We start from the raw sequence: 26,104 nt of genomic DNA, 5'->3' as shown, positions 1-26,104 counted from the left end.
AACAGTCAACAGTCAACAGTCAACAGTCAACACCTAATTTTTTTGCCATTCTTTCTGTTTTTTTCGAGCCGATTGCAGCCATTTTTGGGATTCGGGATAAACAGTTGTGCCGGGTTTGACGGATTCTAATTGATTGATAATTTCTTGCAATTGGCCGAGGGCGTAAGCGGGATTTTGACGGGGAGAATTTACATTATTTTGCAAGGAAGCAAACAAGCTCTTAGCCTGGTTCAAAGCTTCCACTGACTCTCTCTCTGCTGTCAGTCGAATCTTTGTAGTGCCTAAATTATTTTGATATTCAGCTAGTTTTGTTTGAGCGTCAAGATAGCCCGGATTATCAAATGTAATTTGGCTGAGTCTCTCAATGGCAGCTTGCCACAAATCTGCTATTTTTTGCCAAGTTTCTGCAGAATGGGGCGGTTTCTGGGATGCGACGGCGGCAGTTAAGGCAAATTCTTTTGCTGCTTCGATTAAGTTGTCCGCACGCACCGATCCGGTGGCTACACCGCCCATTGCTTTAAAATCTCTTTCTGCTGCTGTGAGTGTTTTCTTAGCCGTTTCTCCCGCGAGGGTTTCGGCGGGAATTTGATTGAGTTGGTCGATCGCACTTTGCCAATTTACCGTCGCTTTTTGTCTATCCGCAGCGGTTTTGGCTTCCTGATACTGCTGTTTCGCCGCGTTGAGAGTTTGTTCGACTTGATTTAACTGAGTAAAAGCATTTTTTTGCTGGAAAATCTGAGCCTCCATCCGCCCGACATTTTTGCGGGCGGCTTCAAATTCATCGAATGTAAACTGCCAACTGCAGCGGAAAAAAGAGCAGTACCTCTTTGGGTAATAGCCGAGGAACCACACCGGTAAGGCGTCGAGGTGTTTTTGCGCTTGTTTTGCTTTTATTTCGCCCAAGTCAAAATCAGCGACAGCAGTGGCTTTATTTACCAGTTGATCGGATTGTTCCACAAGGGCGATCGCCTGCCGGTAATTGTGATCCATACTGATAAAACTCGGCAGCAACAATATCGGCATTGTTTTCGCCACGGGCCAGCGAATCATGGGAAAAGGTAGGTTAATCAGCCAAATTATCCCCGCAGCACTTCCCAGCAAACTCCCAGCAAAGATGATTTTACCGAACAATCCGGGCGGGCGGTTGGCTTTGACGGCTGCTTTGAGAGCTTGTTCGCTGAAGTTGGGAAATTCGTCTTTGAATGTATCGCGGATTTCTTCTCTTGAGGCGAAAGTGCCGTTTTGCAAGCGTAACTTCTCCAACCGCTTGATTACCATCCGTCGGTAGACATCACCGGCTAGACTATCAGCCGCCGCGCACTTGTCAACTTCTGCCCGCAAAATTTCAAAAGCTCGATCGGTAAGACGCGCCATAAAACTCACCTATTCCCTTTTAATTACTTTACAGGTTCCCCGTCACAATAATTGTTAAAATATATAAAGTTTCTATTAAATAATGCGAATTAAGTTCATGCCCACTGCTTTAATCACTGGTGCTTCTGGCGGAATTGGTGCAGCCTTTGCCGCCGAATTAGCCAAACGCCAGCACAATCTAATCTTGGTAGCTCGTTCCGAAGACAAATTGCAACAGCTAGCTGCTCAACTGCAACAAGAATTCAATATTTTGGTCGAAATTATCGTCCAAGATTTGACCGCACCAGGAGCCACAAATGCTGTATTTGACGCGGTTGTTAAAAAAGGTTGGACGGTTGATTTGTTGGTGAACAATGCGGGTTTTGGCGATTACGGTGCTTTTGCCGATCGCCCGCTTGCGAAACAACTAACAATGGTGCAACTAAATATTGTAGCATTAGTTGAACTCTCGCACTTATTTTTGCAGGGAATGCGGCAGCGAAAATCAGGAAGTATCATCAATGTTGCCTCCATCGCAGCTTTTCAACCGATGCCGTACTTGTCAATGTATGCTGCTACTAAAGCCTTTGTTTTGAGTTTCAGCGAGGCACTTTGGGCGGAAAACAAAGATTTAGGAATTGGCCTTTTGTGCCTTTGTCCAGGGCCGACAGAATCGGACTTTTTCGCAGTAGCTGAATTCCCTCAATCAATGGCATCCAGCAGCGGGCAAAAACTCGTTCCCGCAGCGGAAGTAGTGCGAGATGCTTTGAAAGCTTTAGACAAAAATGAGTCTAATGTTGTGACAGGGGGAATTCCCAATCAAATCATTGCAAATATGCCTCGATTGATGCCACGAGAACTTTTGGTGAAGTCGGTAGAAAAGGTGTTTCGGGCGAAAGAGGAATAATCGCGATCGTTGACAATATAAATAAACCCGCCCCCACCCAAGGACAAACATTCGATCGCCCAAAACCCAAATTTTCCCAAAAGTCGATCGCACATTCGGGCTACCAAAATACCCGACGCTACCCCACAAGTCCGCCGGGGGTTGAAACCCCCGTCTCATAGCGAAAGTCCTCTAAAAGAGGACTGAAAAGCACATTAAATAAACAATCAAGTATTTGTCACCATAATCGAGTATTTTTCACCATATTCTTCAGTCGGTTTCAACCGACTTTAGCTATGAGACATGGGTTTCAACCCCTGGCGGACTCGCGGACAAACAGACTAGCCCGTGGACAAATAATCGCACTCACAAACAAATGAATTTCCCCCAATTTGAGCAAGCGCCCAGGACTACCACAGAAACCAAAGAAACCGAGTTTTTCGCAGTTTTTAGGCGGTGTATCCATATTCTCGGAAAAGAATCGGTTTCTGGGCTATAAATTACAAATATCGAGTTAACTGGACTCGATAGCGTTCCTTCTTAGTAACAGCAACTTCCCCAATTTCCAATCTTCCCTTGCCCGTAACAGCAATTAAATCTCCAGACTTGACATTATAACTAGCTTGAGTAACGTCTTTCCAGTTAACTCGCACGTCGCCGCTGCCAATTAAATCTGCCATTTTGCTGCGAGACATTGCGAATCCAGCCGAGGCGACAGCATCCAATCTCATGGATGCTTCAACGGTTGTCATTTCTTTCTTTTTGGGTTCTCTAATTTTTAGTTCGCTCAACTCAATGCGCCGCGTTTGTACAGGAACCGATCGCACTTGCTGCAAACTCATCTCCAAATACTCTACCATCTCCGGCATGACAATGGCTTGCGCGCCGCGTTCTCCCAAAACAATCACATCGCCAGTTTTCTCGCGGACAATTCCCGTACCCAACATCGCCCCCAAAAAGTCGCGGTGAGAAGCTGTATCGAACAAGAAATTGCCAGCGATTTCTACTGCAGCAACGTTAACGCTAGCAGAGTCGATCGGGATATCCGATCGCGCGATCGCAATTCTTTGTCTTTCAGCTTGCGGGTAGCCGCCCCAAGCCACTACTTCCACGTCTGTTAACCGCTTAAATACCGTCAGAGTGTCCGCCAATTCTGGAGGCGACAGAAAATCAGTCTGAGTAACTTCCCAAGTTTTAATTGCTTGTTCCGCTTGGTCGATCGCCCGCGCCACACATTCGCGGTTTTCGATGCCTTTTAACAGTTCTTCTTTTTGTAACATCAGTTAATGCTAGATTCTAATTTGAAATTGCCAAAAATTGCTGTAACTAAAAAGTCTACTTTTTTAACAGTCGCACTACTTTAATTATAGTCTAAAATCATCAAATAACGATCGTATGATTTTAGTTGCTGGTAAAGCTGATATGATGAGCACGATTATTGTACCAAATCTATGAAGTCTTCTAGTTTAAGTTTTTGCAAGAGATCGATCGAGTATGGCAGCAAAATTGTCCACCCAACTACTTATTCTTCTTCACCCGCAAATACAGTTCTTCCATCGCCTCAATAAACGAACCATCCTTGTGCCAAAACTGTGGAAAATCTCCCTGTTTCTTCACCACGATCGCACTTACCCCACTTGGCGCTGCCACCTCAATCGTCTGCGGTAATCGCTTCGCACCATGCCAAAACTCTTTCAGGCTGACCGTTTGCGCCTCACTGGTGATCGCCTGCGTGTAATAGGAATCCACCGCCACAGGGGCCGCTGCATCAGCCGTTAACTCGGCAGAAAGCGCCAAGCCCAAAGGCGTTTTTGCTAATTCGCGGTGCAGCACTTCCTTAGAAAGCCCCCGTAATTCAAACAGTAAAAAGGGATCTTTGTCCAATTCAGCCGCCACCAAATAATAAACTCCGGCAATATGTTTACAGGGATTGCTATAGTCTGGGCAAGAGCAAGTAGTTTTAAAGTCCTCGCGGCTGCTAGGTAAAAGGTGCAATCCGAGGGGTGCAAAAGCATTTTCAATGTTGTCAGGCATTTCGTTTATTAGCAGCCGAGAAATGAAGCTGGCTTTCGATGCCATTTGGGCGATCGCCACTTTCCACTTTGCCTGACTAATTGGCTCAAACTCAATTTTAGTTTTGTAGAGTGGCTCCTTATAAACCCCAAAATAAGGATTTACCGACCCCCTTACTTCTGCCATCACTAAGCCATCATTAATCTTAAAGCTTTTTACCTTGTCATTCCGTGCATAGGAACGTCCCCTTCCGAGTCGTCCAGAATCTGTAAATCTTTCTAACGCATCGATAAATTTATTGCCCCACCAAGTCCGAGTAAATTGTGACATAAGCTGTTCTGCATTTAAATTGTATATTTCGATGACAATCAAAAATCCTCTCCCTCTCTCCCCCTCTCCCTCTTTTATGTTGTTTCTCCTAATCTAGAACCGCATTTTTATTGAGCCTAATTAATTTCTTAAATGCCTCATTATCCAACTCAGTCAACCACGATTCATCAGCACCAATAATTGACCCTGCCAATTTCTTTTTGTCCTCAATCATTTGGTCGATCTTTTCTTCCAAAGTGCCAATTGCCACAAACTTATGCACAAACACATTTTTTTGCTGTCCGATCCGAAACGCCCGATCCGTTGCCTGATCTTCCACTGCCGGATTCCACCAGCGATCGAAATGGAACACGTGATTGGCTTTTGTCAGCGTAATTCCCACGCCCCCCGCCTTCAGTGACAGAATAAATACCGAAGGTTCAGACTCTGGATCTTGAAACTCTGAAATCATCCGTTCCCGTTTTTCGCGACTGGTTCCCCCGTGGATGTAGTAAGTGTTGTAATGTAGCGTTTGTTTAATGTATTTTTCCAACGCGCTTCCCAGTTCTGTAAACTGCGTAAATACCAATAAACTTTCGCCTTCTGCTTTGACTTCCTCAATCATCTCGATCAGCCGTTCCAGTTTGTGCGATCGCTCTGGTGTAAACTCACTTTCATCTTGCAAAAACTGGCGCGGATGGTTACAAATTTGCTTCAGCTTCAGCAGTGTCGCCAAAATCATCCCCTTGCGCTTCATCCCTTCCGCCGCGTCAATTTCTTGTTCTACCTCTTTGACAATCGCTTCATAAAGCGAAGCTTGCTCGCGGGTGAGATTGCAGTAGAGCTTTTGCTCAACTTTGTCGGGGAGATCCTGAATAATCGACTTATCGGTTTTCAGACGGCGCAGGATAAAAGGTTCTACTAATTTTTTGAGCGCGGCTGATTGTATGCGACTCCCATGTTTTTGAATCGGTAATTCAAACAACTTCCGAAACTGTGCCTCTTTTCCCAAATATCCGGGATTGAGGAAATTAAAAATTGACCATAAATCCAGCAATCGATTTTCCACCGGTGTTCCAGTCAATGCTAGTCGATGGGTAGCGGGTAACTTTAAAATCGCCTTGGTTTGCGCCGCTTTCGGATTTTTAATATTCTGCGCTTCATCAATTACCACGCGATGCCACGCTACGCTGCTCAACAGCTTCTCATCTTTTCGCACCAAGGTAAAGGAAGTAATCAACATATCGCAACCTTGGACGGCGGCTTTAAATGCTTTGGCATCTTGCAAACGTTGAGGGCCGTGGTGAATCAGCGATCGCAATTCTGGAGCAAACTTTTCCATTTCCTTTTGCCAGTTACCAACTACGGATGTGGGCGCAATTAGCAGCGTGGGTAGAACCGAAGATGCGATCGCTTTTTCTGTCTTTTTTTCTGTCTCTTTTGTAGTAGATAAAACTTCCCGCTCTTGCAATAATCGAGCAATTACCTGCGCCGATTTACCCAAACCCATATCATCGGCAAGACAGCCATTTAATCCCAAACTTTCCAAATAACTCAACCAAGAAACGCCGCGCTTTTGGTAATCCCGTAACTTGCCCTGAAACTTTGCTGGATCTGCAATTAACTCTAACCGACTCTTATCGTTCAGCTTCTCCAACATATCCGATAAAGCCCGATCGCGCTCAACCTCCAACTGTTCGCTGGCTTCTCCTTCTGCCGTCAACTTCATAAAGTCAATCAGGCTTAAATCGGGGTTTTCTTCGCGATGTTTTTGCCAAAAATTTAGCATCTCCTGCATCTTGTCTTTGTCCAGTTCCATCCATTGTCCTCGGAACTGCACCAGCGGTGTTTTGCTATTTACTAACGCCTGCCATTCTTGTTCGCTAACCCGTTCACCCCCGATCGCCAATTCATATTGATATTCCACCAAGGAATCTGCCGAAAACAATCCTTTGCCCTTGATTGCAGCGCTCTTGCTGCCCTTCCCTTTGACTTGCAGGCGAATCTTCGCCCGTTGTCGTCCCTTCGGCGTCCACCAAGCGGGGACAATCACTTTGTAACCGGCATCTTCTAATACCCAAGCGGACTCGCTGAGAAAGGTGAAAGCATCATCTAAGCTGAGGGTAATGTTAACGGGTTTGTCGGTTTCTAGCCCTTGCCAAAGTTGGGGATAAATGCGGGCAGCGTAGCCGAGATTTGTCAGCAAATGTTGCTCAAAGTTGTCTCCGAATTGTGTTTGCAACTGTTTTTGTTGAGTCGATCGCGATCGCCAATAATCCTGCAACGGCATCCGCAGAGATGGGTCTTTTTTCGCAGCCACTTGAAACTCTAAAACCCAAGGCTGTTCGGGGTTTTCGGGGGATTGTAGTTGAAAGCAGAGGGAGAATGAGTCAGCAGATTGATTGCGCGTAATGCGATCGCGCCAGGTTTGCCATTGCCGGTATTGATCAAGGCTTACTCGCGCGATTTTTCGTGTTTGGTTGAGGCAGATGTGGAGTAAAGAATCCGCAATCTTCTTTTCAAACGATGCTGGGATGGGGGTTTGAGTGACAATTTCCGCGATCGCACACTCGGAAAAATGCCGCAGCAAGCGTTCGCGATCGTAGAACTTTGGTGTATCTTGTAGCTGGATCTTCCGAAAACCGGACACACAAACTAAAGGCATCCATTCAACATAGCGTTGTAAATCAGTTTCATACTGCGCTGAAACAATTTCCCATCCCGGATAAATCTCAAAGCTGGGTTCAATTTTGGCAGGTGTTTTTGGAGTTTTTGCAGTTGTTTTGGTTTTTGTCTCGCCCGCTTTCTTACGCCCGCGCGTGGCTTTCTCAGCGGGTTCGGATGTTTCGATGGGTGCGATCGCGATCGGAGCAGTTTCTCGATAGCGCAACGCCGGAATATAATGATCTTTCAGAACAATTTGCTTAAAATTTTGGGTGTAGTGATACCAAAATAGCAAGTCTGAACCAAACTGAACTTCTGCTACATCGTAGAGGGCAAAAAAATGCAGATCGTTCAATACTTTAGTCAAAGTGTGGGTGGCGATGCACACACAATCAACTTGCCAATACTCCAACTCAAATGTTTCGGGTAACTCTGTCTCTAAATATCGCGCTAACTCTAAAGAGGGCAACGGCTGGTTGTCTGAAGTGGGCAGTAAAAAATACCGAGGGACGATCGCGTATTCTCGCCCCATCGCACTTGTATTGCTGACTGCTGACAGTTGAATCCCGGCTTCTTTCGTTAGAAACTCTCTTAACTGTGCCGTCTCCAATTGTCGGGGATGAACCTTAGCAGGCTGTTTTTTCTTTTGAGTGGTTTCAACCCAAAGACAAAAAGTTCCAGGTTGAATAAAATTTTCTTCTGCTTGAGGAATCCAAGTCCCGTGGAGGATTTTCATAGGTCATACCAAACGCAACCTTTGGCAGCCTATCATACCATGAATGAGTGGGAAAAGATAAGACGGCGGTTGAAAGCAGGTTTATACAAACCATGTCTGCTGGATGCCGACTAAATAGAATAACGTAATTTTACCCCAGTTGTACTCTTTACTCTTTAACCCGCCTCTGCGTATTTTGACTTGATAGATGCGGTTTCAAACGCCGAGTCTTCTTACAAATTTAGAAAATATCAGTTAAATCCAACACAAAACCTGGTAGTACATCTTCACCGGACAGAGTTGCAGGCGAGTCTAAAATTTCCACATCTGAACCTTGACGGGAGATTTCTACTTTTCTATTTTTGCGATCGAGCAACCATCCCAACCTCGCTCCATTTTTCACATATACTTTCATTTTAGCCCGCAATTTTTCTAGCGAGTCAGTAGTCGATCGCAATTCCACCACAAAATCTGGACAAATCGGCGCAAATTTCTCTTTGTCTTCAGCAGTTAAAGCATCCCACCTATCGCGCCGCATCCAAGCAGCATCGGGAGAAATGTCTGTACCGTCGGGGAGTTTAAATCCAGTTGAAGAGTCAAAAGCAATTCCCAAAAGCTTATTTTGACGGCTCCAACCTTCGAGTTGAAAACTTAGATCCGCATTCCGTCTGCCTGTATCGCTACTCGCAGGCGGCATAATAATTAATTCTCCCGTTGCAGTCCGTTCAAATCTTAAATCCCGGTTGTCAATACACAACTGAAAAAACTGCTCGTCTGTTAATTCCAGCGTTAATTCTAGGGGAGAATGTAGGGGGATAGTTTGTAATTCCATAACTGCCTCCAAATATTACACGAGTTGAATGTCAACAGTCAACAGTCAACAGTCAACTGTTAACAAACAAATAACTAAGTCTCTGTATAACCTTGGATATTTTCCGGTTTAAACTGCTGCAAAATCTTCGCAGCTTTCCCAGTCAAATCATCAGTACCCTTAACCGCAATCAAAAATTTACCCGCATTCAAACGGTTGCGGTAGGGCAAAGCATCGCCGCTACCAAAAGCCATACCGCCCGCGCCTCCAACAAACACACTGCCCATTGCAGCGGCGATCGCACCGAGTACACCACCGATCGCGTGATCGCCAATTTCCCCCGCCCAGGCGAAAGTTTTCAACTCAGTCATTAGACTGAAAGTAACGCCAGCAATAAAGCCAAAGGGAATCAGCCAAATAGCCATGAGTTTAGCTTGTTTCTTCGCTTGCTGGTTGGGGTCGATCAAGCCAAATTCATCAGCAGTTTTGTAGCCGCGGCCCAAAATACTCACTTGCTTCATAGGCAAGCCTTCTTTTTCGAGAGCACAGTAGGCAGCTTCGGCTTGAATTCGATCGGGCAGTACGGCGATAAGATAATTCATTAGAAAACAATTCCTGATAGTTAGGCTTGAATAGCCAAAGTCTATTATAGACCGAAAAGACATACTAGCTAAGCACTTGGGGGATTTTCAGACTGTCAGAGAGTCCGATCGCCCGCAAAGCTGAAATATTTCACGCAAAAAACGGCCGACATTGACCGAATACAGATACAATTCAAACTGCACAAAGGCAAGCTTGAGCTGAGCTGTTAGATACTGCTCTAAGTCATAAGTCTCACTTTGAGCTCGCCAACGCTCGGTCTATTTTTACTATTGCACTCAATTGCTTGCTATGCCTAAAGTTCTAGTATCCGATCCGATCGACCAAGCCGGAATTGACATCCTCTCCCAAGTCGCGCAAGTTGACGTAAACACAGGACTCTCAGCCGAACAACTGGTAAAAATTATTCCAGATTACGACGCTTTGATGATCCGTTCTGGCACCCAAGTTACCAAAGAAATCATAGAAGCCGGGAATTTACTCAAAATCATCGGCAGAGCCGGCGTCGGTGTAGATAATGTCGATGTACCCGCCGCTACCCGCAAAGGAATTGTAGTCGTCAATTCCCCCGAAGGCAACACGATCGCCGCCGCCGAACACGCGCTCGCCATGATGCTCTCGATGTCCCGCCACATCCCGGAAGCTAACGAATCCGTTAAAGGTGGTAAATGGGAACGCAACCGCTTTCTCGGCGTAGAAGTTTACAAAAAAACCCTCGGCATCGTCGGTTTGGGCAAAATCGGCTCCCACCTCGCCGCCGCAGCCAAAGCAATGGGCATGAAACTGCTGGCCTACGATCCCTTCATTTCGACCGAAAGAGCCGACCAGTTGGGCTGCCGCTTGGTAGAACTAGAATTGCTGATGCGCGAATCTGACTACATCACCCTGCACATCCCCAAAACGCCGGAAACCCTGCACTTAATTAACGCTGACGTGCTGTCGAAAATGAAGCCCACGGCCCGCATCATAAACTGCGCCAGAGGCGGCATCATCGACGAAGCAGCCCTCGCAGAAGCTATAAAATCAGGCCAGATAGCCGGCGCAGCGATCGACGTTTACGAACACGAACCCCTCGAAGCCGATTCCCCGCTGCGGAGTGTCGGCCAAAACATCGTGCTGACACCTCACTTGGGCGCTTCGACGGCGGAAGCTCAGGTGAATGTGGCGATCGACGTGGCTGAACAAATTCGCGATGTACTGTTGGGGCTGCCCGCGCGATCGGCTGTCAACATACCAGGAATTTACCCAGACTCGATCGAAAAACTCAAACCCTACCTGCAACTCGCCGAAACCCTCGGCAACCTCGTCAGCCAGCTAGCCGGAGGCCGAGTCGATTACCTCAACGTTCAACTGCAAGGCGAATTGGCCAGCAACCAAAGCCAGCCCGTAGTCGTCGCCGCCCTCAAAGGCCTGCTATCCCAAGCCCTGCGAGAGCGCGTTAACTACGTCAACGCCAGCATTGAAGCCAAAGAACGCGGAATTCGGGTCGTCGAAACCAGAGACGCCTCAATTCGCGACTACACCGGCTCCCTGCACCTCTCGGCCAAGGGAACCCTCGGCGAACACACCGTGACAGGTGCAGTGCTCGGCGAAAGCGAAATTCGGATTACCAGCGTTGACGATTTCCCGGTTAACGTTTCCCCCACTCACCATATGCTGTTTACCCTGCACCGCGATATGCCGGGGATTATTGGCAAAATTGGTTCCCAATTGGGCAGTTTTAATGTCAATATTGCCAGTATGCAAGTAGGCCGTAAAATCGTGCGAGGCGATGCGGTGATGGTTTTGAGCCTCGATGACCCTCTACCAGAAGGGATACTGGCCGAGATCCTAAAAGTTCCGGGAATTCGGGATGCTTACACGGTAAATCTTTGACGGATTTTGGAGTTTAGATTTTGGATGCCAGGGCTGATAATTGGTAATGGGTAATTGGTAATTGGTCATTGGCCTGAAAGCGGGAATTTTTCTATTAGCCAATCCTCCTTCCTCACTCCCCAGTTCCCAGTCTCCAGTTCCCCTGGGCCAATCTAAAATCTAAAATCTAAAATCTAAAATCGTTATGGCACATAGCTGGTGGGAAATTAGAATTCTTTGCGATCCGGCGCTGGAAGATATCATCTTTTGGCGTCTGGAACGATTTAACTGTCGGGGAACTGCTACTGAGCTCAAAAGCAATTCCTGCCTGATGTCGGCTTATTTGCCCGAAGAACAGGCAGGATTGCTGGATTTGGCCGCTCTGTCTCTGTGGCTGCGCCAAGATGCTCTGTGTGCAGGTTTGCCCCTACCTGCGATGCAGTGGGATTTGATTGAAGATGAAGACTGGGGCAGCACTTGGAAGGAGCACTGGCAGCCTCAAGAAGTGGGCGATCGCTTTTTAATTAATCCCGCTTGGCTGCCCCTACCAACTGATACCGATCGCGTTATTTTGCGTTTAGATCCGGGCGTAGCCTTCGGTACTGGTGCTCACGCTACTACTCAACTCTGTCTGGAGTCGCTGGAAATGCGTCTCGGTTTTGATGACAAAGAGTGCGTAGTTGCTGATATCGGCTGCGGATCGGGTATTTTGTCGATCGGCGCGGTGTTGTTGGGCGCTACAAAAGTTTATGCTTTGGATACTGATCCTTTGGCAGTGCGATCGACCATTAGCAACAGACTACTCAACCGCGTTAATTCTCAGCAGTTGGTTGCAGAACTCGGAAGTATCGATCGTTTGAAAGAAATGGTAGATGAGCCGATCGACGGTTTGATCTGCAACATTTTAGCAGAAGTAATCATTGATTTAATCCCGCACTTCACTGCAATTAGCAAACCCACTACTTGGGGCGTGCTCAGCGGCATTTTGCTCGACCAAGCTAAGCCAATTGCTGACACTCTCGAACAGCATGGCTGGATTGTCGCTACTCTGTGGAAGCGCCAAGATTGGTGTTGTTTTAATATTCGGCGAAGTTAACAATATGGTAATTGCTAATTCCTAATTGCTAATTGGTAATTTTGAGTTCATGTTTCATCTTTGGGAAGTGAATTTAAATAAATCTCGCACCTGAAAATAAACCGCGCCAGCCCAGTAAAAACCATTCACCAAAATTAACAACGTTTTTCCAGCATAAGAGTTAACAAAACCAAAAACCCGGAAAGTTGACAGCAGCACTAACAACATTTCCACCACAGAAACAATTGACCCGTAGTGCTTCCTATCCCAATAAGAAAACGGACTGATAAAACGGTAATTGCTAAACGGAAAAAAGTGCCGATGAGCGTCGTCATTGTGGACAGGCAAATCTCCCAGAGAGTGCAGTATCATGCTCATAAACAGAATTTGCACACTTTGCCAGCCAAAGTAATAAGCAATTAGCAAACCAATAACCGCCAGAGGTATAGAATGAAACAGAGCCACAATATCTTGCACAAAAGGCTCATAATATGCTTTTGACCAAATTGTAGCTGCGGGCAAGCGAGCAATGTATTTCGCCCAAAAGTAAAATAAAAATATCGGAATATCCGGCAAAATTCCGCCGATCGCAATAATGAGATTAGCTTGCGGCAGTTGCGGTTTGCCGAGAATTGCCAGATTGATAATAGCGTGGCTGGGAGTCTTCATACGTAGGGTGCGTCAACTAGGGTTATCTTATTCATAATTAATCAGATATGGGCTGACACACCCTACGTGCGAGATAATTGACTCCGGTTACAAGAAAGGTTGCACTCGATCGATCAACTGCGCCGGTTGCATAACTCCCTCAATGCGATCGACCTCAGCGCCATTTTTGAACAACACCAAAGTCGGCAAAGCATAAATGTGATGCTGCGACGCCAACTGTTCGTACTTATCCGTGTCAATTTTGACAACCATCAGCTTGTCTTTCAATTGACCACTCACTTGTTCCAAAATCGGTGCCATCATCTGACAAGGCCCGCACCAAGTAGCGTAAAAATCCACCAACACGGGCAAGTCAGAGCCCGATAGTAACTCTTCAAAACTGCTGAACTGTTTTTGAACTGCCATAAGACAAAATAATTTTTTGGGTTCTGGCTCGATTTTAGTGCAAAATTCTCTGGTAGATTGCGAGGATACAATTATGGAACTATTACCAGAGACTTTTCAGAGATTGCGGGGTCAAGTTGCTGTCGTGACCGGTGCGTCGCGGGGAATCGGCCGCGCCGTTGCTTTAACACTAGCAGCAGAAGGCGCTAAAGTCGCCGTCAACTATGCGAGTTCGAGTGCTGCTGCTGATGAGGTGGTAGCAGAAATAGTCGCAGCAGGAGGAGAAGCTGTGGCACTTGCAGCAGATGTCTCGAAAACTGACCAAGTAGATTTACTCACCAGTAATGTCATGGAAAAATGGGGACGAATTGACATTTTGGTGAACAATGCCGGCATTAATCGCGATACTTTGCTGCTGCGGATGAAGTTGGAAGATTGGCAAGCGGTAATTGATTTGAATCTAACCGGCGTGTTTTTGTGTGCGAAGGCTGCCAGTAAAATCATGCTGAAACAGCGAAGCGGCCGAATTATTAATATTGCTTCGGTTGCTGGACAAATGGGCAATCCCGGACAAGCTAATTACAGTGCGGCGAAGGCTGGGGTAATTGGGTTTACTAAAACTGTGGCGAAGGAGTTGGCCAGTCGCGGGATTACTGTGAATGCAGTTGCACCGGGTTTTATCACTACAGATATGACTAAGGATGTCAAGTCTGATGAGATTTTGAAATATATTCCCTTGGGGAGATATGGGGAAGTTGAGGAAGTTGCGGGGATGGTCAAGTTTTTGGCGGCAGATGCGGCGGCGGCTTATATTACGGGGCAGGTTTTTAATGTGGATGGGGGGATGGTGATGGCTTAGGATTTGATTTTTTAACCGCAGATGAACGCGGATGAACGCGGATATTTGCGGTTAATAATTATTTCAGGGCGGCACGCAACTGACTAAGGACTTTTTTGTATTTGGCAATGCGTTGGAAATCTGCCTCTGTCGGATTGGCGATGCGACGAATATCAAGGTTATGAGTAACATCAGCGATCTTGACTCGCAATGCGATCGGGTTGGCAATCACACGTTCTAAATAAGCTGCATAAGCTTCTCCTTCTATTTTGGTAATCGCCGCGATCGCCGAGACTAGAACTTCTGGAAAACTTTCGCTTCTAAGTTGCTCCAGTGTAAGTTCAGAATCTTCGACCGCATCGTGTAGAACGGCTACGATTTTCTCCTCTATAGAATTTACATTTTCCATCACAAATAGGGGATGATCGAGATAGGGATTGCCTGCCTTATCAACCTGCCCATCATGAGCTTTGGTGGCGATCGCGATCGCTCGTTGTAGTAATGATTCGTACTCTGAATTCGTATTTGACAGCATAGTAAAGAAGTTCTCTATTAAAGTTTCAGTCTCATCGCGGGGAAAAGGTAGTGTGGGAATTTTTATTTTAAATATTCCTGCAACAATTTCCAAGCCATTTGAGTACCTTCCCCTGCGTTGACTTTCTCGAAATCTACATCTTTTCTCAAAACTACAAAACCCACACCTTCTTTGATTTCTATTTTTTCAAAATTGCTAACTTTTGCCAAAAATAGGTGATTGTTTTGGATAAATTTTGGATTATTGTTTGTCGTGTAAATAAAAGTTGTGACAAATGCAAGGTTGCAATCGCTTTTTAGGCTAGTTTCTTCTTCCAATTCTCGCACGGCTGCTTGCTGTGGACTTTCTCCAATGTCCACGCCACCACCAAAAGTAGAAAGCATTCCTTGGCTTGCAATACCTGGAATATTATCTCGCAGTTGTGCGACTATCTGACCGTTGGGGAGCATGAGAAAAATCCGAACTATTGACTGAGGAATATTCATCTTGTCTAGGGAATAACAAAACTCAAAAAAGTTGCTTTATAGTTTTCTAATTTGAATCCAAATTTTCTTAATCCAATTGTACACCGCAGCATACAAAGTACACAAATTTTTGACAAAACTTTTCCAAATAGATTTTTCTTTGACCTCGGAAATCGAGGAGATTTCCAGGGGCAGCGGCGGCATCCCGACTACTTCATACAGCGGATATTCGCCACTTTTCCCCGGAATTGGCACTGATACACGCCGATCGACGATCGCCAATTCCTTAACTTCCTGATAAGTCTCCTCGGAAATAAGTAAACTGGTTCCTACTTGCTTATTAGCCGCCTCGATCCGGCTGGCAAAATTCACCGCATCCCCGATCGCCGTAACTGTCTGACTCTTCGATGCCCCCAAATTCCCAACAACCACCCAGCCGCAGTGAATGCCAATCCCAATCCGCAACCGGTGACGGTATAAAGTCTCAAAATAGGGATTGAGTTTCTCTAGTTCCTCCAGCATCTCCACCCCAGCCCTCACCGCTTGTTCCGCCGCCTTGTCGGGATTTTCCAACCCAAACAGCGCCATAAAACCATCTCCCATGTAATTATTAATCATCCCGCCATTGCGGTTTATCACATAACCCATTTTTTGGAAATAGCGATTTAAAACATAAATTACATCGTAGGGCAACAGGGATTCTGCAAATGCAGTAAACCCTCGAATATCGGCAAACAAAATTGCAATTTTCTTCTCTTGACCCACAGGAGCAGAAATCAACTTTCCCGACATTTCGTCGTTAAATGATTCCAAGTCTTCAGAATCGATCGCCAATCGGCGCAAAATCACCTTGCCGCCCGCAACCTGTGTCTGACAAGCTAGCCTAATTTCCGGCTCTAAACGCAATTTTTTTGCGAGTTCCTCTTCCGGCAAAGTGCGGGGAGAACAAAATTCTAAACCTTCGACAACTAATACCCGGCAAGTCGAACATCGGGCGCTACCACCGCAGATGTGGGTGTGGGGAATGTCGGCACGCAGGGAAGCTTCGAGAATTATATCGTCGTCGTCTATCTCGATCGTGCGATCGTCCGGCAGATAGTGAATCTGTGGCATATGTGGCGCGTCTAGCTAATTAGCGAGGAATCTCGCGGACATCTGTTATTGCAGCGAACCTGTATGCAAACCCGGTTTCTGGGCATTTTTTCTGTATCCCTGATTCCTTAACTATAAGTCGCGATGGGCATTTGCTTCTCGTTTCGTCACCTCAACCGCCAAACTGACACCAATTTAAAAAAAAATGCAACTCTAGGCAAGAGTCCCACTCTTAGCTGATCATTCATTTTCAATTCTCATATCTAAAATGGTATAACTGAGCACTAAAGTTTTCCTCTCACCATGAAAATACCCCAATTCAAGCTGTAGAGTTAATCTAAAATCTAAAATCTAAAATCTAAAATGGGATGACATAATTCTTAATAAAATTAATATCGCCCAAACCCCGATAAATCCGTTATCAAATCCCCCTCAACCGCCATAGCTTTTTATGATTTTGGGGATTTTTGGTAGGCAAACCTTACTTGGCAATAGTTTCAGCTTTTTTGCTCTCTAACAACCAGCTAATGTCCGTGAGATAGAATAGCAGCATCTTTAAAACCAGTATAACCATGAGTTCATCAACAGCCCTACAAAACATCGAAAACCACATTCCCATCGTCGGAAATATCCATACCAAAAGTCCGATCGCCTACGGAGCAACCCGCCTCGCAACCAGTGCAGTTAACACGGTGCAAATGGCAGTAGCAGAGTCTTACATCAACGGATTAGAAGTCCCAGATTCAGTATTGCGATCGCTTTTTGATACCTGTATGCCGGTCTTTTTTAAGCATTTCCCCTCCCTGCTTGCACCCTACGAATGGGTACTAACAGAAACAGACCATACAGCCGAAGGGCCGGGGGATTTAATGAAAATTCAGTACGACTTACCTCAAGCAATGCTGAATCCGATGTTAGGCGACGGAAAACTCATTTATCCTAAGTACAGCATGGGGCTGTGGGAAAAAGGAGCCGCCAACCTTGAACAATCGCAAATGCAGATGATTGATGATGTGATTGAAAAGCTAGAGATTCAGGATGGCGATCGCATTTTAGACTTTGGTTGCGGTTGGGGTTGCGTTCCCAATTACATTCTTTCCAAATTCCCCAATGTCCAGTTTACTGGCATTAACCTCAGCCACAACCAATGCGAGTATATGCGTCAGAAGATGCAAGACCCCGAAAGCTACCTTAGTTCAGGTCGATTTACCCTATATGAAGGCGATTTGAACGACGCCAACTTCGAGACAAAATTTGACAAAATTCTCTCCATCGGAGTTTTTGAGCATATAGGCAACTTAACGAAGGGTTTCCAACAGCTTGCCTCTTTCCTGAAGGATAACGGCAAAGTTTTCATTCACATTATTACAGTCCGCATTCCCAACAATATATCCAGCGTTTTCACGCACAAATACATTTTCCCCCACGGCCGTTACTGGAAATACGATGCAGTTACCAGCCACAACAAAGACCTCAAAACAATTCAAAGATGGTATCTCAACGGATACAATTACTCCACAACCTTTGCTAACTGGCTGAAAAACTTTGACAATTCTCAGGCAATAGTCAAAGATTTAGACTACGGCATCGACTATGCCAAATTTCGGCGAATCTGGCGGTTTTACTTAATTTGGTTTGTGGCTAATTTCGCGAGTTGCGACGGCGAATACAACGGCAATGGCCAATATTTAATGGTTCGTGCCTAACCGCTAATCAGTAGACCAAGCTCAAAAAACCGAACACCCCGAGCCCCGACTTCTTTGAGAAGTCGGGGTTCTTGAGTGCGACCTACTTATCGGGAGTATGAAACTTTTATACGTCGATTTAGGGCGATCGAGAAGTGTTGCCTTCTTTTGAGGAATTTTTCTGAGTTTAAAAAAATCCGGAACAAGATTATTGCTCGGTGAATAAGATCTATATCAAGCGTGAGCCTGCATAATAGTTTTTAAATTCCCTCCTCGATCTGTAGTGATGATGTGCAATATTTTACTACAAAAAGAGAGTTGATTTATACAATGGTAGACAATATGAAACCTTCTCTTCCTCAAGACGACCCGAACCAAGAACAGCGCAAAGATTCCTTGAATCGTCAGCAACAAGCTTATCAGTTTGACTATGAGAGTTTATCACCTTTGGCATTATTGAAAGATGTGCCCGCAGTCGAGAACTTTTCGAGCAAGTATCTTGCAGAACGGATATTAGCAACATCGGAACTTCCGGCAAATATGCTGGCAGCCGATTCGAGAACTTTTCTCGATCCTCTCGACGAACTCCAAGACTATGAAGACTTTTTTACTTGGCTGCCGCTACCTGGAGTTGCCAAAATTTACCAAACCGATCGCTCTTTTGCAGAACAGCGCCTGTCTGGAGCAAATCCGATGGTGCTTCGCCTCTTAGATGCCAGCGATCCTCGGGCAGAAACACTCAGGGGTCTTTCCAGTTTGCACCCATTATTCGATCTGCAGCAAGAGTTGCAGCAAAAAAACATTTACATTGCCGATTACACAGGTACTGACGAACACTATCGCGCCCCTGCTCTCGTTGGAGGCGGAACCTATGAAAAAGGCAGAAAATACTTGCCCAAACCACGGGCTTTTTTCGCTTGGCGGTGGACGGGAGTCCGCGATCGCGGTGAAATGACACCTATTGCCATTCAACTCGATCCGACGCCCGGTAGCCATGTCTATACCCCATTCGATCCTCCTGTCGATTGGCTGTTTGCGAAACTCTGTGTACAAGTAGCAGATGCCAATCACCATGAAATGAACTCGCATTTAGGTCGAACTCATCTGGTGATGGAACCAATTGCGATCGTCACCGCCCGACAGTTGGCTAAAAATCACCCGCTTAGCCTGCTGCTGAAACCGCACTTTCGCTTTATGTTGACCAACAACGATCTGGCTCGTTCTCGATTGATCAATCCCGGCGGGCCTGTTGAGGAATTGCTAGGTGGTACCTTGGCTGAGTCAATGGAACTGACTAGAGAGGCGTGCAGTACATGGAGTCTCGATCAATTTGCCTTACCCGCTGAACTGAAAAATCGGGGAATGGATGACCCCAATCAACTGCCTCACTATCCTTACCGAGATGATGGATTGTTGCTTTGGGATGCGATTGAAACCTTTGTATCGGGCTATCTTAAATTCTTTTACCCGACGAATCAGGCGATCGTACAAGATGTGGAACTGCAAACCTGGGCTCAAGAATTAGCGTCTGATAACGGCGGTAAAGTCAAAGGAATGCCAGACCACATCGACACCGTTGAACAATTAATTGCAATTGTCACAACTGTAATTTTTACCTGTGGCCCGCAGCATTCAGCCGTCAATTTTCCTCAGTATGAATACATGAGTTTTGCAGCTAATATGCCTTTGGCCGCCTACCGGGACATTCCTAGGATTACCGCTTCCGGTAATCTAGAATTGATTACGGAAAAGGACATTTTACGGTTACTTCCTCCGTACAAACGAGCGGCCAATCAACTGCAAATTCTGTTTATTTTGACAGCTTATCGATATGACCGTTTGGGTTACTACGATAAATCTTTCCGAGAACTCTACCGGATGAGCTTCGACGAAGTTTTTGCGGGAACCCCGATCCAACTTTTAGCCAGACAGTTCCAGCAAAATTTGAATCTGGCAGAACACGAGATTGATGCCAACAATCAAAAACGAGTCATCCCTTATTTTGCTCTCAAGCCTTCGTTGGTACTAAATAGCATCAGTATGTAGGAGTGTATTTTTGGATAGTAGGGGTTGGGCGAGACACCCAACCCCTACTCCCCAAAAGAAAATTTATTGTTTGTGGAACAGGCCGGAAAGCCTGTTCTTAAGCATGGTTGAAGATGTGGCTGCCATGCGAATTCTCAGCTTTTGTAGTCTTCAGCGATCGAGCAATTTACAGACATTGTTCCAGAGGAATCAGTGAAGGTAACTTCATCTTGATAATGCCGGGGTGTTTCCACCAGCAACCGCCAAGCGTCGCCAGCATCGATTAAATTCATGCGATCGGGATAGTGAATTTGCAACAACTCTTGCACCATCGGATAATAGTTTGAGTTGATGCTGGGGAAAATATGATGCTCTGTGTGGTAAGAGAAATTCAAGTGCAGCAGGTCAAATATTTTAGGAACCCGCACAGAAGCACTGTTTATCAGCGGGTCATTAATGGCGGTCATCCGGCAACCCATATGATTGGTATAGATGTAAAACATTGCGCCTGCATGACCAATTGCGATCGGCAAAAAGTACGCAAGAGCGATTTTGAGCGGATGAAAATTTAGGTAGAATAAAATGCTCGCATGAATTCCTAAAATTCCCAGACATTCAAATGCGATTGTCAATCTATCTTGAGGACTAACTGTAAAGGCCGCCGGTACGTAATCAACAGATTTATCGTTAAATAACAGCACCGAGGTGAGATTGCGGAAATTATGCACTAACCACGAACCCGCCATCCCTACAATTAACCACACCGGATTGACTTCCACCGACGGTACAAACAGATTTTGAATCCATTTTCCCCAAGTATCTGGTTGCTGGTACAGATAGTTGCGATCGGGATCGGCCACAGAATTCGTGTTATTGTGATGTACGAGGTTGTGCAGGGATTTCCACTGTGTAGGTGGCATAAACAGCATACTTAGTCCCAAAAAGGCGATCGGATAAGTCAGGCGAGACTTTTTCTGAACGCTGCCGTGCATCAAATCGTGGGAGCTAAATAGCAAAACTATGATACTATTACCCATGATGACGGCTAAAGGTAAGTAAAGCCATAAAAGGTAGACAGGCCAGCGATCGAGATTAGCAGCAATTCCCCATCCTAACAATAATATCCCGATATTTATCAGCAGTATCCCTAAGTTGCTGGAATTCGCTTCAAAGGCCTCTGATGGAAGCAGCGGACGCAATTTTTTAACATATACCGAGTGGTGAATTAGCGTTTCTTTGCCTAAAGTCGGCGTTGCAGTCTTGTCTACAGTATTGAGTGATTTTTCGGATTTCATGTGATCGCTAAGAGTATTTTCATGTGACTTAATAAGTTTCTAAATTTAATTAGATCCCGTACCCGATTTGAGATTGAACCCACACATAAATCCGGCGGCTTATTGTTAGGATGCGGAGATTTTATCGTCGGTCTCCACTGCGGCTATCCGGGAGCTTGTGATCAAATTCCTTTAGATCAAGGCTGCCTGATTTTTGTACCAAGATATTATTGTATCCTATAAAATAATTTTGGAACACCTCTTAAAGGCTTACCTATCGATAATAGTCTCCCACTTTTCAGTTGGGTTTAATCTCAATAACCAATCCTAAATAATCTATAAAATTAAAAAAGTCCGTTTCCCTGAACAATTTCTTTAATTGTCGTCAGTGTATCTAACCCGATCAATCCCCGGCGATAACCTTTTTGGTTGGACATTCCCAAAAATATCGCATCTCCCCGATTTTGATAGCGCCAAAACCGAGGTGAGGCATTAATAAAAGTTGAGGCGCTGTTAACATCCAGAGCAAATTGGCGACTTTCTAAGTAAGATTCAGTGGCAATGCAGTCAGCGTGACCGCTGCTGTAGCGGTTGATCCAGCCGATCGCAATCTCTAAACTATCGACAACTTTAAACGCGATGGTTTTGTTTAAATACGGTTGAGTCCACTCGTATGGTTCCGCCAGCTTCAACTCTGGGAAATCTGCAACAAGATCCGCATCAGCGCTAATTTGAAAGCCTTTTTCTTTTAAACTGTTCCACAGCCTGACTAAGGAAGAAGGCTTTTGGTTGCGATCGATCAGCACTTTCTCGATCGCATTAACAGGATCGGGCACGCTTTGATGGCTGTCCAAAATCATCCACCTTGCCATCTCCAAACTACCAGTCGGCGACCAATAGAGGTAACAATTTCCCATTGCCGACCTCAAAACGGGTGCTGTGCACAGCCTTACCACCTGCTGCACCAAACTTGGTCTACCGTAGGGAATAATTAAATTGAGATATTGGTCTTGAGTGACCAATTCTCGGATCGAAGCGCCCCGATCCGGCGGCAGTACCTGCAAACATCCCGATGGCAAACCGACCTCATCGATCGCCGACACCAAAGCTTCCCCAATTACAGCATTAGTTTGCCAGCTTTCGCTGCCGCCTTTAAGAATCAAACTGTTAGCGCTTTTGAGAGACAAACCCGCGGCGATCGCCCCCAACTCTGGAAACGCCTCGTAAATTAGAGCGATCGCCCCCAGTGGCAGCGACTGACAGTAAACCTGACACCGATCGACCTGATAAGAAGCATTGATCACCCGCCCGATCGGATCTGGCATTTCCCCCAACCGTTCCAGAATTTGCACAGTTGTCTTGATCCGTTCCGGCGTCAGCTTCAGCCACTCCACAATCAATTCGGGAATCGCCATGTCCCGACTCGCTTCTAGATCCAGAGTATTTGCTTCTAAAATATCATTTTGCCGACGTTTCAGCGAGCCCGCCATCGCCTGCAAAGCTGCCGCGCGATCGGCACTCTTTGTCGCAGCCAACTCCAAAGAAGCTTGATAAGCGCGACGCGCAACATTTGCGGCATCTGATGAATGGGTAAAATCCTCTATTATCATCTAGCTAACGCCTATAAGCCAGCCATACCATCAGCGCCGGCAGCATTGCTAGCAGCACGGCGACCATTGCCCACAGAATAATATTCGGGCCCGGCGAGTGCAACGCCAAGGGCAACCAAATCACTAGCGGCACCAATATCATACCCAAAGCCAGTGGCAAGTAATGAGCCTTCAAACCCGGATGCGCTCTGTTCCACTGGTGGCCCGTCCACCGCCAAGCCTGCTTGTAAGGATAGTTCGTTGATAGTTGCTCGATCACGTCTCCACTTTCGTCCAATACAAATATTTGTTGACAGCGGTTGCAACCAAAGGCTTCTGTCAACGTTATGGGAACTAGACGACCCCGGCGTCGGCAAGGACAGGGGTACTCATCGTTTAAGTCTATCTTGGGAGCTTTTTGAGATGGCACTAGCGATCGGATAAAAAAAGCGTTTTTACAAAAATAATCGTTAACATATCCACTTAATCAAACTTGTCAATTCCGCCAAAGCGAGGCTTTCAACTGCCTGTTCCGAGATCTCGCCCGATCGGCAATTTTGACTTGCAAGTTCTGGATTCAATCTTACCACTAACTTAGGTATTTTCAACCATCCTTCATTAGGAGGATACCGAAAACTTTCTTGATCTACTTTCCGGTTTTCTTGATTTTTTTTATCTTCTAAAGCGGGTGACGCGATTCGAACGCGCGACATTCACCTTGGCAAGGTGACGCTCTACCACTGAGCTACACCCGCATTTCCTGCGGTATTAACAATATTGTCTCACTTCTCAAAATTTGTCAAGTCTTTTTAGTAAGTTTTTTTCACAAACCCAGTAAACCCCCCCCAAACCCACTCCCCACCTGCAATTTCAGCAGCCCGATCATTAACCAAATCAGTAATTGCCGTGAAAATTGACCGCCATCGGCTGACTACAAAGCTACAATCAAGCTGGAATTGTGGGAGAACACTGTCATGTCAGATTTAAATCGCGGAATCATGAAGTTCAAGGGAGCTGACAGTCCTATAGCGATCGCCATTTCGGCGATTGTCATTGCCGGCGGAATCGGCTTCTTGATCTGGTGGGCGCTGCAATCAGCCTACACCTTCAGCTAACAGACTACTCAAACGTAAAACTTATAAGGCATTGCTCAGAAGGCAGAATTTAAGAAAAATTCTGTCTTTTGCATTTTTTTGCCCTTACTCTTGAATTTATGGCCCAGGAATGCGGATCAATTGCTGATGATCGAATGATTTCCATAAATCACCCGATCGGGCGAGTCGCTAGCATGAGCCGAGATGACTCCCCGATCAACTACTTTTGTAGTACACTTGTAAACAAAGCGCGCCGAGAGCGCAGTTTTAAATGCAAGTGTTTGCAAGGGTTGTATCTCAACAAGAATTTATGGCAAGCTTTCAGGACATCTTCAAATACTACAGTCGCTACTGGAAAATATCACTTTACAGCATAGGCGCATCCAGCGTTTTGGCACTGGCCGATTTGCTTGTTCCTTACGCGATCGGTCAAATATTAAACGTATTGTCGGGTCAAGCTACAGATACAGTAACCCAAAAACTGATAACAGCGATCGCCTCTGTTACCCAGCAGTCACCCAACAAAATATTATCGCTATCCGTCTTGCTCGGCATAATTTTTCTGGTAACAGTCGCCAAAGCACCGATCCAACCTTGGGTAGCAAATTGGTTCCACTGGGCGATACCATTGAGGGCAAGGCGCGATCGAATGAGAAGTGCGATCGGCAAAATCCTCACCTTACCCCTAGAATTCTACGACGAAAACAACGCCGGACGGATTGCCAGCCGCATCGCCAAAGGCATCGCCAACCATACTTGGACTTATCCAGAAATTGCCGGCGAATTCATCCCCGAAGTCGTCCGCTTAATCGGCATTTTTGCCGTTATCTGTTTAATTGAGTGGCGGATTGGCTTATTAATTTTGGTTTCATTCCTATTTATCCTCAGTTTCACCCTCAAAGGCCTGCAAGGGGTGACTGCGCGGGAAGAAATTCTGGATGAATACATCGAAGATACCGAAAGCCGCAACTCGGAAATTATCACCAACATCAAAACAGTCAAAGCTTTTGCCACAGAAAGCGATGAACTCAAAAGGCAAACAACCAGACTCGATCGCGAATTAAAAGTCGTGATCAACCGCATTCACAAAGGATACGTCACCTTGGGGACATACCAGCAGACGATCGTCCAGTTGTGTTTGTTTTCAGTTCTTGGTTTTAGCCTAGCAGCCACGGTTGCAGGCAAAATTTCCCTCGGATATTTTGTTACCGTCTACACCCTGGCAAGCATGGCCTATTCCCAACTGCGTCCGATTAGCATTATCGCCGAATTATTGGCGCGGCGCTATTCTTCAATGATCCGGTTCCACGAGTTTATGCAAACGCCAGACGGTGTTGATGCGGTTAATTTAGCAGAAAATGCTCGATCGGCGTCGCCTTATAAATTTACCGGCAAAGTTGAGATCAGCGGTCTGACATTCGGGTACGACAGCCAAAAACCCGTTTTGCAAGATGTGAATTTATTGATTCATCCCCGTCAGACTGTAGCATTAGTCGGGCGATCGGGTTCCGGGAAATCAACTTTAGTTAAACTTCTGTTTCGCTACTTTGAACCAAACTCCGGCCGCATTCTGATCGACGGCGAAGACATTCGCAGCTTAGACGTGACTCGCTACCGCCAGCGTTTAGCCATTGTCCACCAAGAAGTAGACGTTTTTAACGGTACTTTGCTGGAAAATTTGACTTACGGAAACAGAAATGCAACTTTCGAGCAAGTTGAGGATGCTTGTCGCATCGCCAAAGTAGACGATTTTGTGCGGCTGTTGCCCCAAGGTTACTATACCGTGGTCGGGGAGAGAGGAATGAGGTTGTCCGGCGGTCAGCGGCAGCGGTTGGGGATTGCCAGGGCGCTGTTGGTGGAGCCGGATGTGTTAATTTTTGATGAGGCTACTTCTAGTTTGGACTATGAGTCGGAGCGATCGATCCAGATAGCCATGCGAAATATCCTCGGTACGCGCACCACCATAATTATTGCCCACAGACTGAGTACAATTCGCGAAGCCGATGCGATCGTCGTACTCGACGGCGGTAGAATCGTCGAAGTTGGCAGCCACGAAGAACTTTTGAGTCAACAAGGTATTTATCGTCGCCTGCACTCCCTGCAAGAAACCGGGGAATTAGTGAATTAGGGATTTCCTGCTATACAAATACTAGACAAGTCTAGACATTTGCTTCT

The 26,104-nt window shown here is 46.0% G+C and carries 23 protein-coding genes and 1 tRNA gene; 8 read left to right on the top strand and 16 right to left on the bottom strand.

All coding sequences use genetic code 11. The features are described 5' to 3' along the window. Positions 1 to 33 precede the first annotated feature (33 nt). Positions 34 to 1,374: a hypothetical protein gene (locus tag QUA36_RS07940; RefSeq protein ID WP_333456593.1), complete on the bottom strand. Its 1,341-nt coding sequence runs from the start codon at positions 1,372 to 1,374 to the stop codon at positions 34 to 36. 82 nt (positions 1,375 to 1,456) lie between these two features. On the opposite strand from QUA36_RS07940, the gene QUA36_RS07935 reads away from it, so the two are divergent. After that, positions 1,457 to 2,260, top strand: coding sequence for an SDR family oxidoreductase (locus QUA36_RS07935; protein ID WP_333456591.1), 804 nt, complete (start codon positions 1,457 to 1,459; stop codon positions 2,258 to 2,260). Positions 2,261 to 2,739: 479 nt separating this feature from the next. Here QUA36_RS07935 and QUA36_RS07930 read toward each other — a convergent pair whose 3' ends face one another. From QUA36_RS07930 to QUA36_RS07910, 5 genes are all read right to left on the bottom strand, one after another. Then, positions 2,740 to 3,519, bottom strand: coding sequence for a photosystem II S4 domain protein (locus tag QUA36_RS07930; RefSeq protein WP_333456589.1), 780 nt, complete (start codon positions 3,517 to 3,519; stop codon positions 2,740 to 2,742). Between the two features lie 238 nt (positions 3,520 to 3,757). Beyond that, complete coding sequence (locus tag QUA36_RS07925) at positions 3,758 to 4,582, bottom strand: SWIM zinc finger family protein (RefSeq protein ID WP_333456587.1); 825 nt, start codon at positions 4,580 to 4,582, stop codon at positions 3,758 to 3,760. An 88-nt stretch (positions 4,583 to 4,670) separates the two neighbouring features. After that, positions 4,671 to 7,961 carry a DEAD/DEAH box helicase gene (locus QUA36_RS07920; RefSeq protein ID WP_333456585.1) on the bottom strand — a complete coding sequence of 1,097 codons (3,291 nt, stop codon included), beginning with the start codon at positions 7,959 to 7,961 and terminating at the stop codon, positions 4,671 to 4,673. A gap of 220 nt (positions 7,962 to 8,181) precedes the next feature. After that, positions 8,182 to 8,772 (bottom strand): Uma2 family endonuclease, encoded by a 591-nt coding sequence (locus QUA36_RS07915; RefSeq protein WP_333366413.1) that lies wholly within the window; start codon positions 8,770 to 8,772, stop codon positions 8,182 to 8,184. A 74-nt stretch (positions 8,773 to 8,846) separates the two neighbouring features. After that, a complete protein-coding gene (locus tag QUA36_RS07910; RefSeq protein ID WP_333375001.1) occupies positions 8,847 to 9,353 on the bottom strand; it encodes a hypothetical protein in 507 nt (168 codons plus the stop codon). A 289-nt stretch (positions 9,354 to 9,642) separates the two neighbouring features. Here QUA36_RS07910 and serA point away from each other — a divergent pair, with 289 nt between their 5' ends. Together serA and prmA are read left to right on the top strand one after the other, a co-directional pair. After that, positions 9,643 to 11,226: a phosphoglycerate dehydrogenase gene (gene serA / locus QUA36_RS07905; RefSeq protein WP_333456583.1), complete on the top strand. Its 1,584-nt coding sequence runs from the start codon at positions 9,643 to 9,645 to the stop codon at positions 11,224 to 11,226. A 184-nt stretch (positions 11,227 to 11,410) separates the two neighbouring features. After that, on the top strand, positions 11,411 to 12,301 hold the full coding sequence (gene prmA, locus QUA36_RS07900; RefSeq protein WP_333366407.1) for a 50S ribosomal protein L11 methyltransferase: 891 nt from the start codon (positions 11,411 to 11,413) through the stop codon (positions 12,299 to 12,301). Between the two features lie 54 nt (positions 12,302 to 12,355). On the opposite strand, the gene QUA36_RS07895 is transcribed toward prmA, so the two are convergent. Beyond that, positions 12,356 to 12,949 carry a hypothetical protein gene (locus tag QUA36_RS07895; protein WP_333456581.1) on the bottom strand — a complete coding sequence of 198 codons (594 nt, stop codon included), beginning with the start codon at positions 12,947 to 12,949 and terminating at the stop codon, positions 12,356 to 12,358. Between the two features lie 87 nt (positions 12,950 to 13,036). Continuing rightward, complete coding sequence (gene trxA, locus QUA36_RS07890) at positions 13,037 to 13,354, bottom strand: thioredoxin (RefSeq protein WP_333168117.1); 318 nt, start codon at positions 13,352 to 13,354, stop codon at positions 13,037 to 13,039. 73 nt (positions 13,355 to 13,427) lie between these two features. Between trxA and fabG the strand changes: the two genes are divergently transcribed. Continuing rightward, positions 13,428 to 14,192 (top strand): 3-oxoacyl-[acyl-carrier-protein] reductase, encoded by a 765-nt coding sequence (fabG, locus tag QUA36_RS07885; RefSeq protein ID WP_333168116.1) that lies wholly within the window; start codon positions 13,428 to 13,430, stop codon positions 14,190 to 14,192. Between the two features lie 58 nt (positions 14,193 to 14,250). Here fabG and QUA36_RS07880 read toward each other — a convergent pair whose 3' ends face one another. The 3 genes from QUA36_RS07880 to QUA36_RS07870 form a co-directional block, all read right to left on the bottom strand. Continuing rightward, complete coding sequence (locus tag QUA36_RS07880) at positions 14,251 to 14,706, bottom strand: GTP pyrophosphokinase (RefSeq protein WP_333456579.1); 456 nt, start codon at positions 14,704 to 14,706, stop codon at positions 14,251 to 14,253. Positions 14,707 to 14,768: 62 nt separating this feature from the next. Further along, on the bottom strand, positions 14,769 to 15,191 hold the full coding sequence (locus tag QUA36_RS07875) for an NUDIX domain-containing protein (RefSeq protein ID WP_333167240.1): 423 nt from the start codon (positions 15,189 to 15,191) through the stop codon (positions 14,769 to 14,771). 36 nt (positions 15,192 to 15,227) lie between these two features. Beyond that, complete coding sequence (locus tag QUA36_RS07870) at positions 15,228 to 16,283, bottom strand: adenylate/guanylate cyclase domain-containing protein (protein WP_333451584.1); 1,056 nt, start codon at positions 16,281 to 16,283, stop codon at positions 15,228 to 15,230. 551 nt (positions 16,284 to 16,834) lie between these two features. On the opposite strand from QUA36_RS07870, the gene QUA36_RS07865 reads away from it, so the two are divergent. Together QUA36_RS07865 and QUA36_RS07860 are read left to right on the top strand one after the other, a co-directional pair. Continuing rightward, positions 16,835 to 17,968: a class I SAM-dependent methyltransferase gene (locus QUA36_RS07865; RefSeq protein WP_333456577.1), complete on the top strand. Its 1,134-nt coding sequence runs from the start codon at positions 16,835 to 16,837 to the stop codon at positions 17,966 to 17,968. 321 nt (positions 17,969 to 18,289) lie between these two features. Then, positions 18,290 to 19,993: a lipoxygenase family protein gene (locus QUA36_RS07860; protein ID WP_333167234.1), complete on the top strand. Its 1,704-nt coding sequence runs from the start codon at positions 18,290 to 18,292 to the stop codon at positions 19,991 to 19,993. 134 nt (positions 19,994 to 20,127) lie between these two features. Here the strand turns inward: QUA36_RS07860 and QUA36_RS07855 are convergent, their stop codons facing one another. The 5 genes from QUA36_RS07855 to QUA36_RS07835 form a co-directional block, all read right to left on the bottom strand. Further along, complete coding sequence (locus tag QUA36_RS07855; RefSeq protein ID WP_333456575.1) at positions 20,128 to 21,267, bottom strand: fatty acid desaturase; 1,140 nt, start codon at positions 21,265 to 21,267, stop codon at positions 20,128 to 20,130. Between the two features lie 323 nt (positions 21,268 to 21,590). Continuing rightward, positions 21,591 to 22,856, bottom strand: a complete 1,266-nt coding sequence (locus QUA36_RS07850) for a glutamate-5-semialdehyde dehydrogenase (RefSeq protein ID WP_333456573.1) — start codon at positions 22,854 to 22,856, stop codon at positions 21,591 to 21,593. A 4-nt stretch (positions 22,857 to 22,860) separates the two neighbouring features. Beyond that, positions 22,861 to 23,265, bottom strand: coding sequence for a hypothetical protein (locus tag QUA36_RS07845; protein WP_333056560.1), 405 nt, complete (start codon positions 23,263 to 23,265; stop codon positions 22,861 to 22,863). A gap of 40 nt (positions 23,266 to 23,305) precedes the next feature. Then, positions 23,306 to 23,548 (bottom strand): hypothetical protein, encoded by a 243-nt coding sequence (locus QUA36_RS07840; RefSeq protein ID WP_333451577.1) that lies wholly within the window; start codon positions 23,546 to 23,548, stop codon positions 23,306 to 23,308. Further along, positions 23,519 to 23,590 (bottom strand) — tRNA-Gly (locus QUA36_RS07835). Before QUA36_RS07835 ends, QUA36_RS07840 begins: the two co-directional genes overlap by 30 nt. Positions 23,591 to 23,809: 219 nt before the next feature. On the opposite strand from QUA36_RS07835, the gene QUA36_RS07830 reads away from it, so the two are divergent. Continuing rightward, a complete protein-coding gene (locus QUA36_RS07830; protein ID WP_172188980.1) occupies positions 23,810 to 23,950 on the top strand; it encodes a hypothetical protein in 141 nt (46 codons plus the stop codon). A 289-nt stretch (positions 23,951 to 24,239) separates the two neighbouring features. Then, positions 24,240 to 26,057 (top strand): ABC transporter ATP-binding protein, encoded by a 1,818-nt coding sequence (locus QUA36_RS07825; protein ID WP_333456571.1) that lies wholly within the window; start codon positions 24,240 to 24,242, stop codon positions 26,055 to 26,057. The last annotated feature ends 47 nt before the right edge of the window (positions 26,058 to 26,104 follow it).

Origin of the sequence: Microcoleus sp. Pol10D4 (genome assembly GCF_036701555.1) — a bacterium.
Classification (GTDB): domain Bacteria; phylum Cyanobacteriota; class Cyanobacteriia; order Cyanobacteriales; family Microcoleaceae; genus Microcoleus.
This window is presented reverse-complemented; position numbering and strand designations above follow the sequence as displayed.

What these genes read in the sequence shown, in the direction of transcription:
- QUA36_RS07940 (WP_333456593.1), bottom strand. Translation starts at nt 1,374, where the DNA reads ATGGCGCGTCTTACCGATCGAGCTTTTGAAATTTTGCGGGCAGAAGTT.
- QUA36_RS07935 (WP_333456591.1), top strand. Translation starts at nt 1,457, where the DNA reads ATGCGAATTAAGTTCATGCCCACTGCTTTAATCACTGGTGCTTCTGGC.
- QUA36_RS07930 (WP_333456589.1), bottom strand. Translation starts at nt 3,519, where the DNA reads ATGTTACAAAAAGAAGAACTGTTAAAAGGCATCGAAAACCGCGAATGT.
- QUA36_RS07925 (WP_333456587.1), bottom strand. Translation starts at nt 4,582, where the DNA reads ATGTCACAATTTACTCGGACTTGGTGGGGCAATAAATTTATCGATGCG.
- QUA36_RS07920 (WP_333456585.1), bottom strand. Translation starts at nt 7,961, where the DNA reads ATGAAAATCCTCCACGGGACTTGGATTCCTCAAGCAGAAGAAAATTTT.
- QUA36_RS07915 (WP_333366413.1), bottom strand. Translation starts at nt 8,772, where the DNA reads ATGGAATTACAAACTATCCCCCTACATTCTCCCCTAGAATTAACGCTG.
- QUA36_RS07910 (WP_333375001.1), bottom strand. Translation starts at nt 9,353, where the DNA reads ATGAATTATCTTATCGCCGTACTGCCCGATCGAATTCAAGCCGAAGCT.
- serA (WP_333456583.1), top strand. Translation starts at nt 9,643, where the DNA reads ATGCCTAAAGTTCTAGTATCCGATCCGATCGACCAAGCCGGAATTGAC.
- prmA (WP_333366407.1), top strand. Translation starts at nt 11,411, where the DNA reads ATGGCACATAGCTGGTGGGAAATTAGAATTCTTTGCGATCCGGCGCTG.
- QUA36_RS07895 (WP_333456581.1), bottom strand. Translation starts at nt 12,949, where the DNA reads ATGAAGACTCCCAGCCACGCTATTATCAATCTGGCAATTCTCGGCAAA.
- trxA (WP_333168117.1), bottom strand. Translation starts at nt 13,354, where the DNA reads ATGGCAGTTCAAAAACAGTTCAGCAGTTTTGAAGAGTTACTATCGGGC.
- fabG (WP_333168116.1), top strand. Translation starts at nt 13,428, where the DNA reads ATGGAACTATTACCAGAGACTTTTCAGAGATTGCGGGGTCAAGTTGCT.
- QUA36_RS07880 (WP_333456579.1), bottom strand. Translation starts at nt 14,706, where the DNA reads ATGCTGTCAAATACGAATTCAGAGTACGAATCATTACTACAACGAGCG.
- QUA36_RS07875 (WP_333167240.1), bottom strand. Translation starts at nt 15,191, where the DNA reads ATGAATATTCCTCAGTCAATAGTTCGGATTTTTCTCATGCTCCCCAAC.
- QUA36_RS07870 (WP_333451584.1), bottom strand. Translation starts at nt 16,283, where the DNA reads ATGCCACAGATTCACTATCTGCCGGACGATCGCACGATCGAGATAGAC.
- QUA36_RS07865 (WP_333456577.1), top strand. Translation starts at nt 16,835, where the DNA reads ATGAGTTCATCAACAGCCCTACAAAACATCGAAAACCACATTCCCATC.
- QUA36_RS07860 (WP_333167234.1), top strand. Translation starts at nt 18,290, where the DNA reads ATGAAACCTTCTCTTCCTCAAGACGACCCGAACCAAGAACAGCGCAAA.
- QUA36_RS07855 (WP_333456575.1), bottom strand. Translation starts at nt 21,267, where the DNA reads ATGAAATCCGAAAAATCACTCAATACTGTAGACAAGACTGCAACGCCG.
- QUA36_RS07850 (WP_333456573.1), bottom strand. Translation starts at nt 22,856, where the DNA reads ATGATAATAGAGGATTTTACCCATTCATCAGATGCCGCAAATGTTGCG.
- QUA36_RS07840 (WP_333451577.1), bottom strand. Translation starts at nt 23,548, where the DNA reads ATGTCGCGCGTTCGAATCGCGTCACCCGCTTTAGAAGATAAAAAAAAT.
- QUA36_RS07830 (WP_172188980.1), top strand. Translation starts at nt 23,810, where the DNA reads ATGTCAGATTTAAATCGCGGAATCATGAAGTTCAAGGGAGCTGACAGT.
- QUA36_RS07825 (WP_333456571.1), top strand. Translation starts at nt 24,240, where the DNA reads ATGGCAAGCTTTCAGGACATCTTCAAATACTACAGTCGCTACTGGAAA.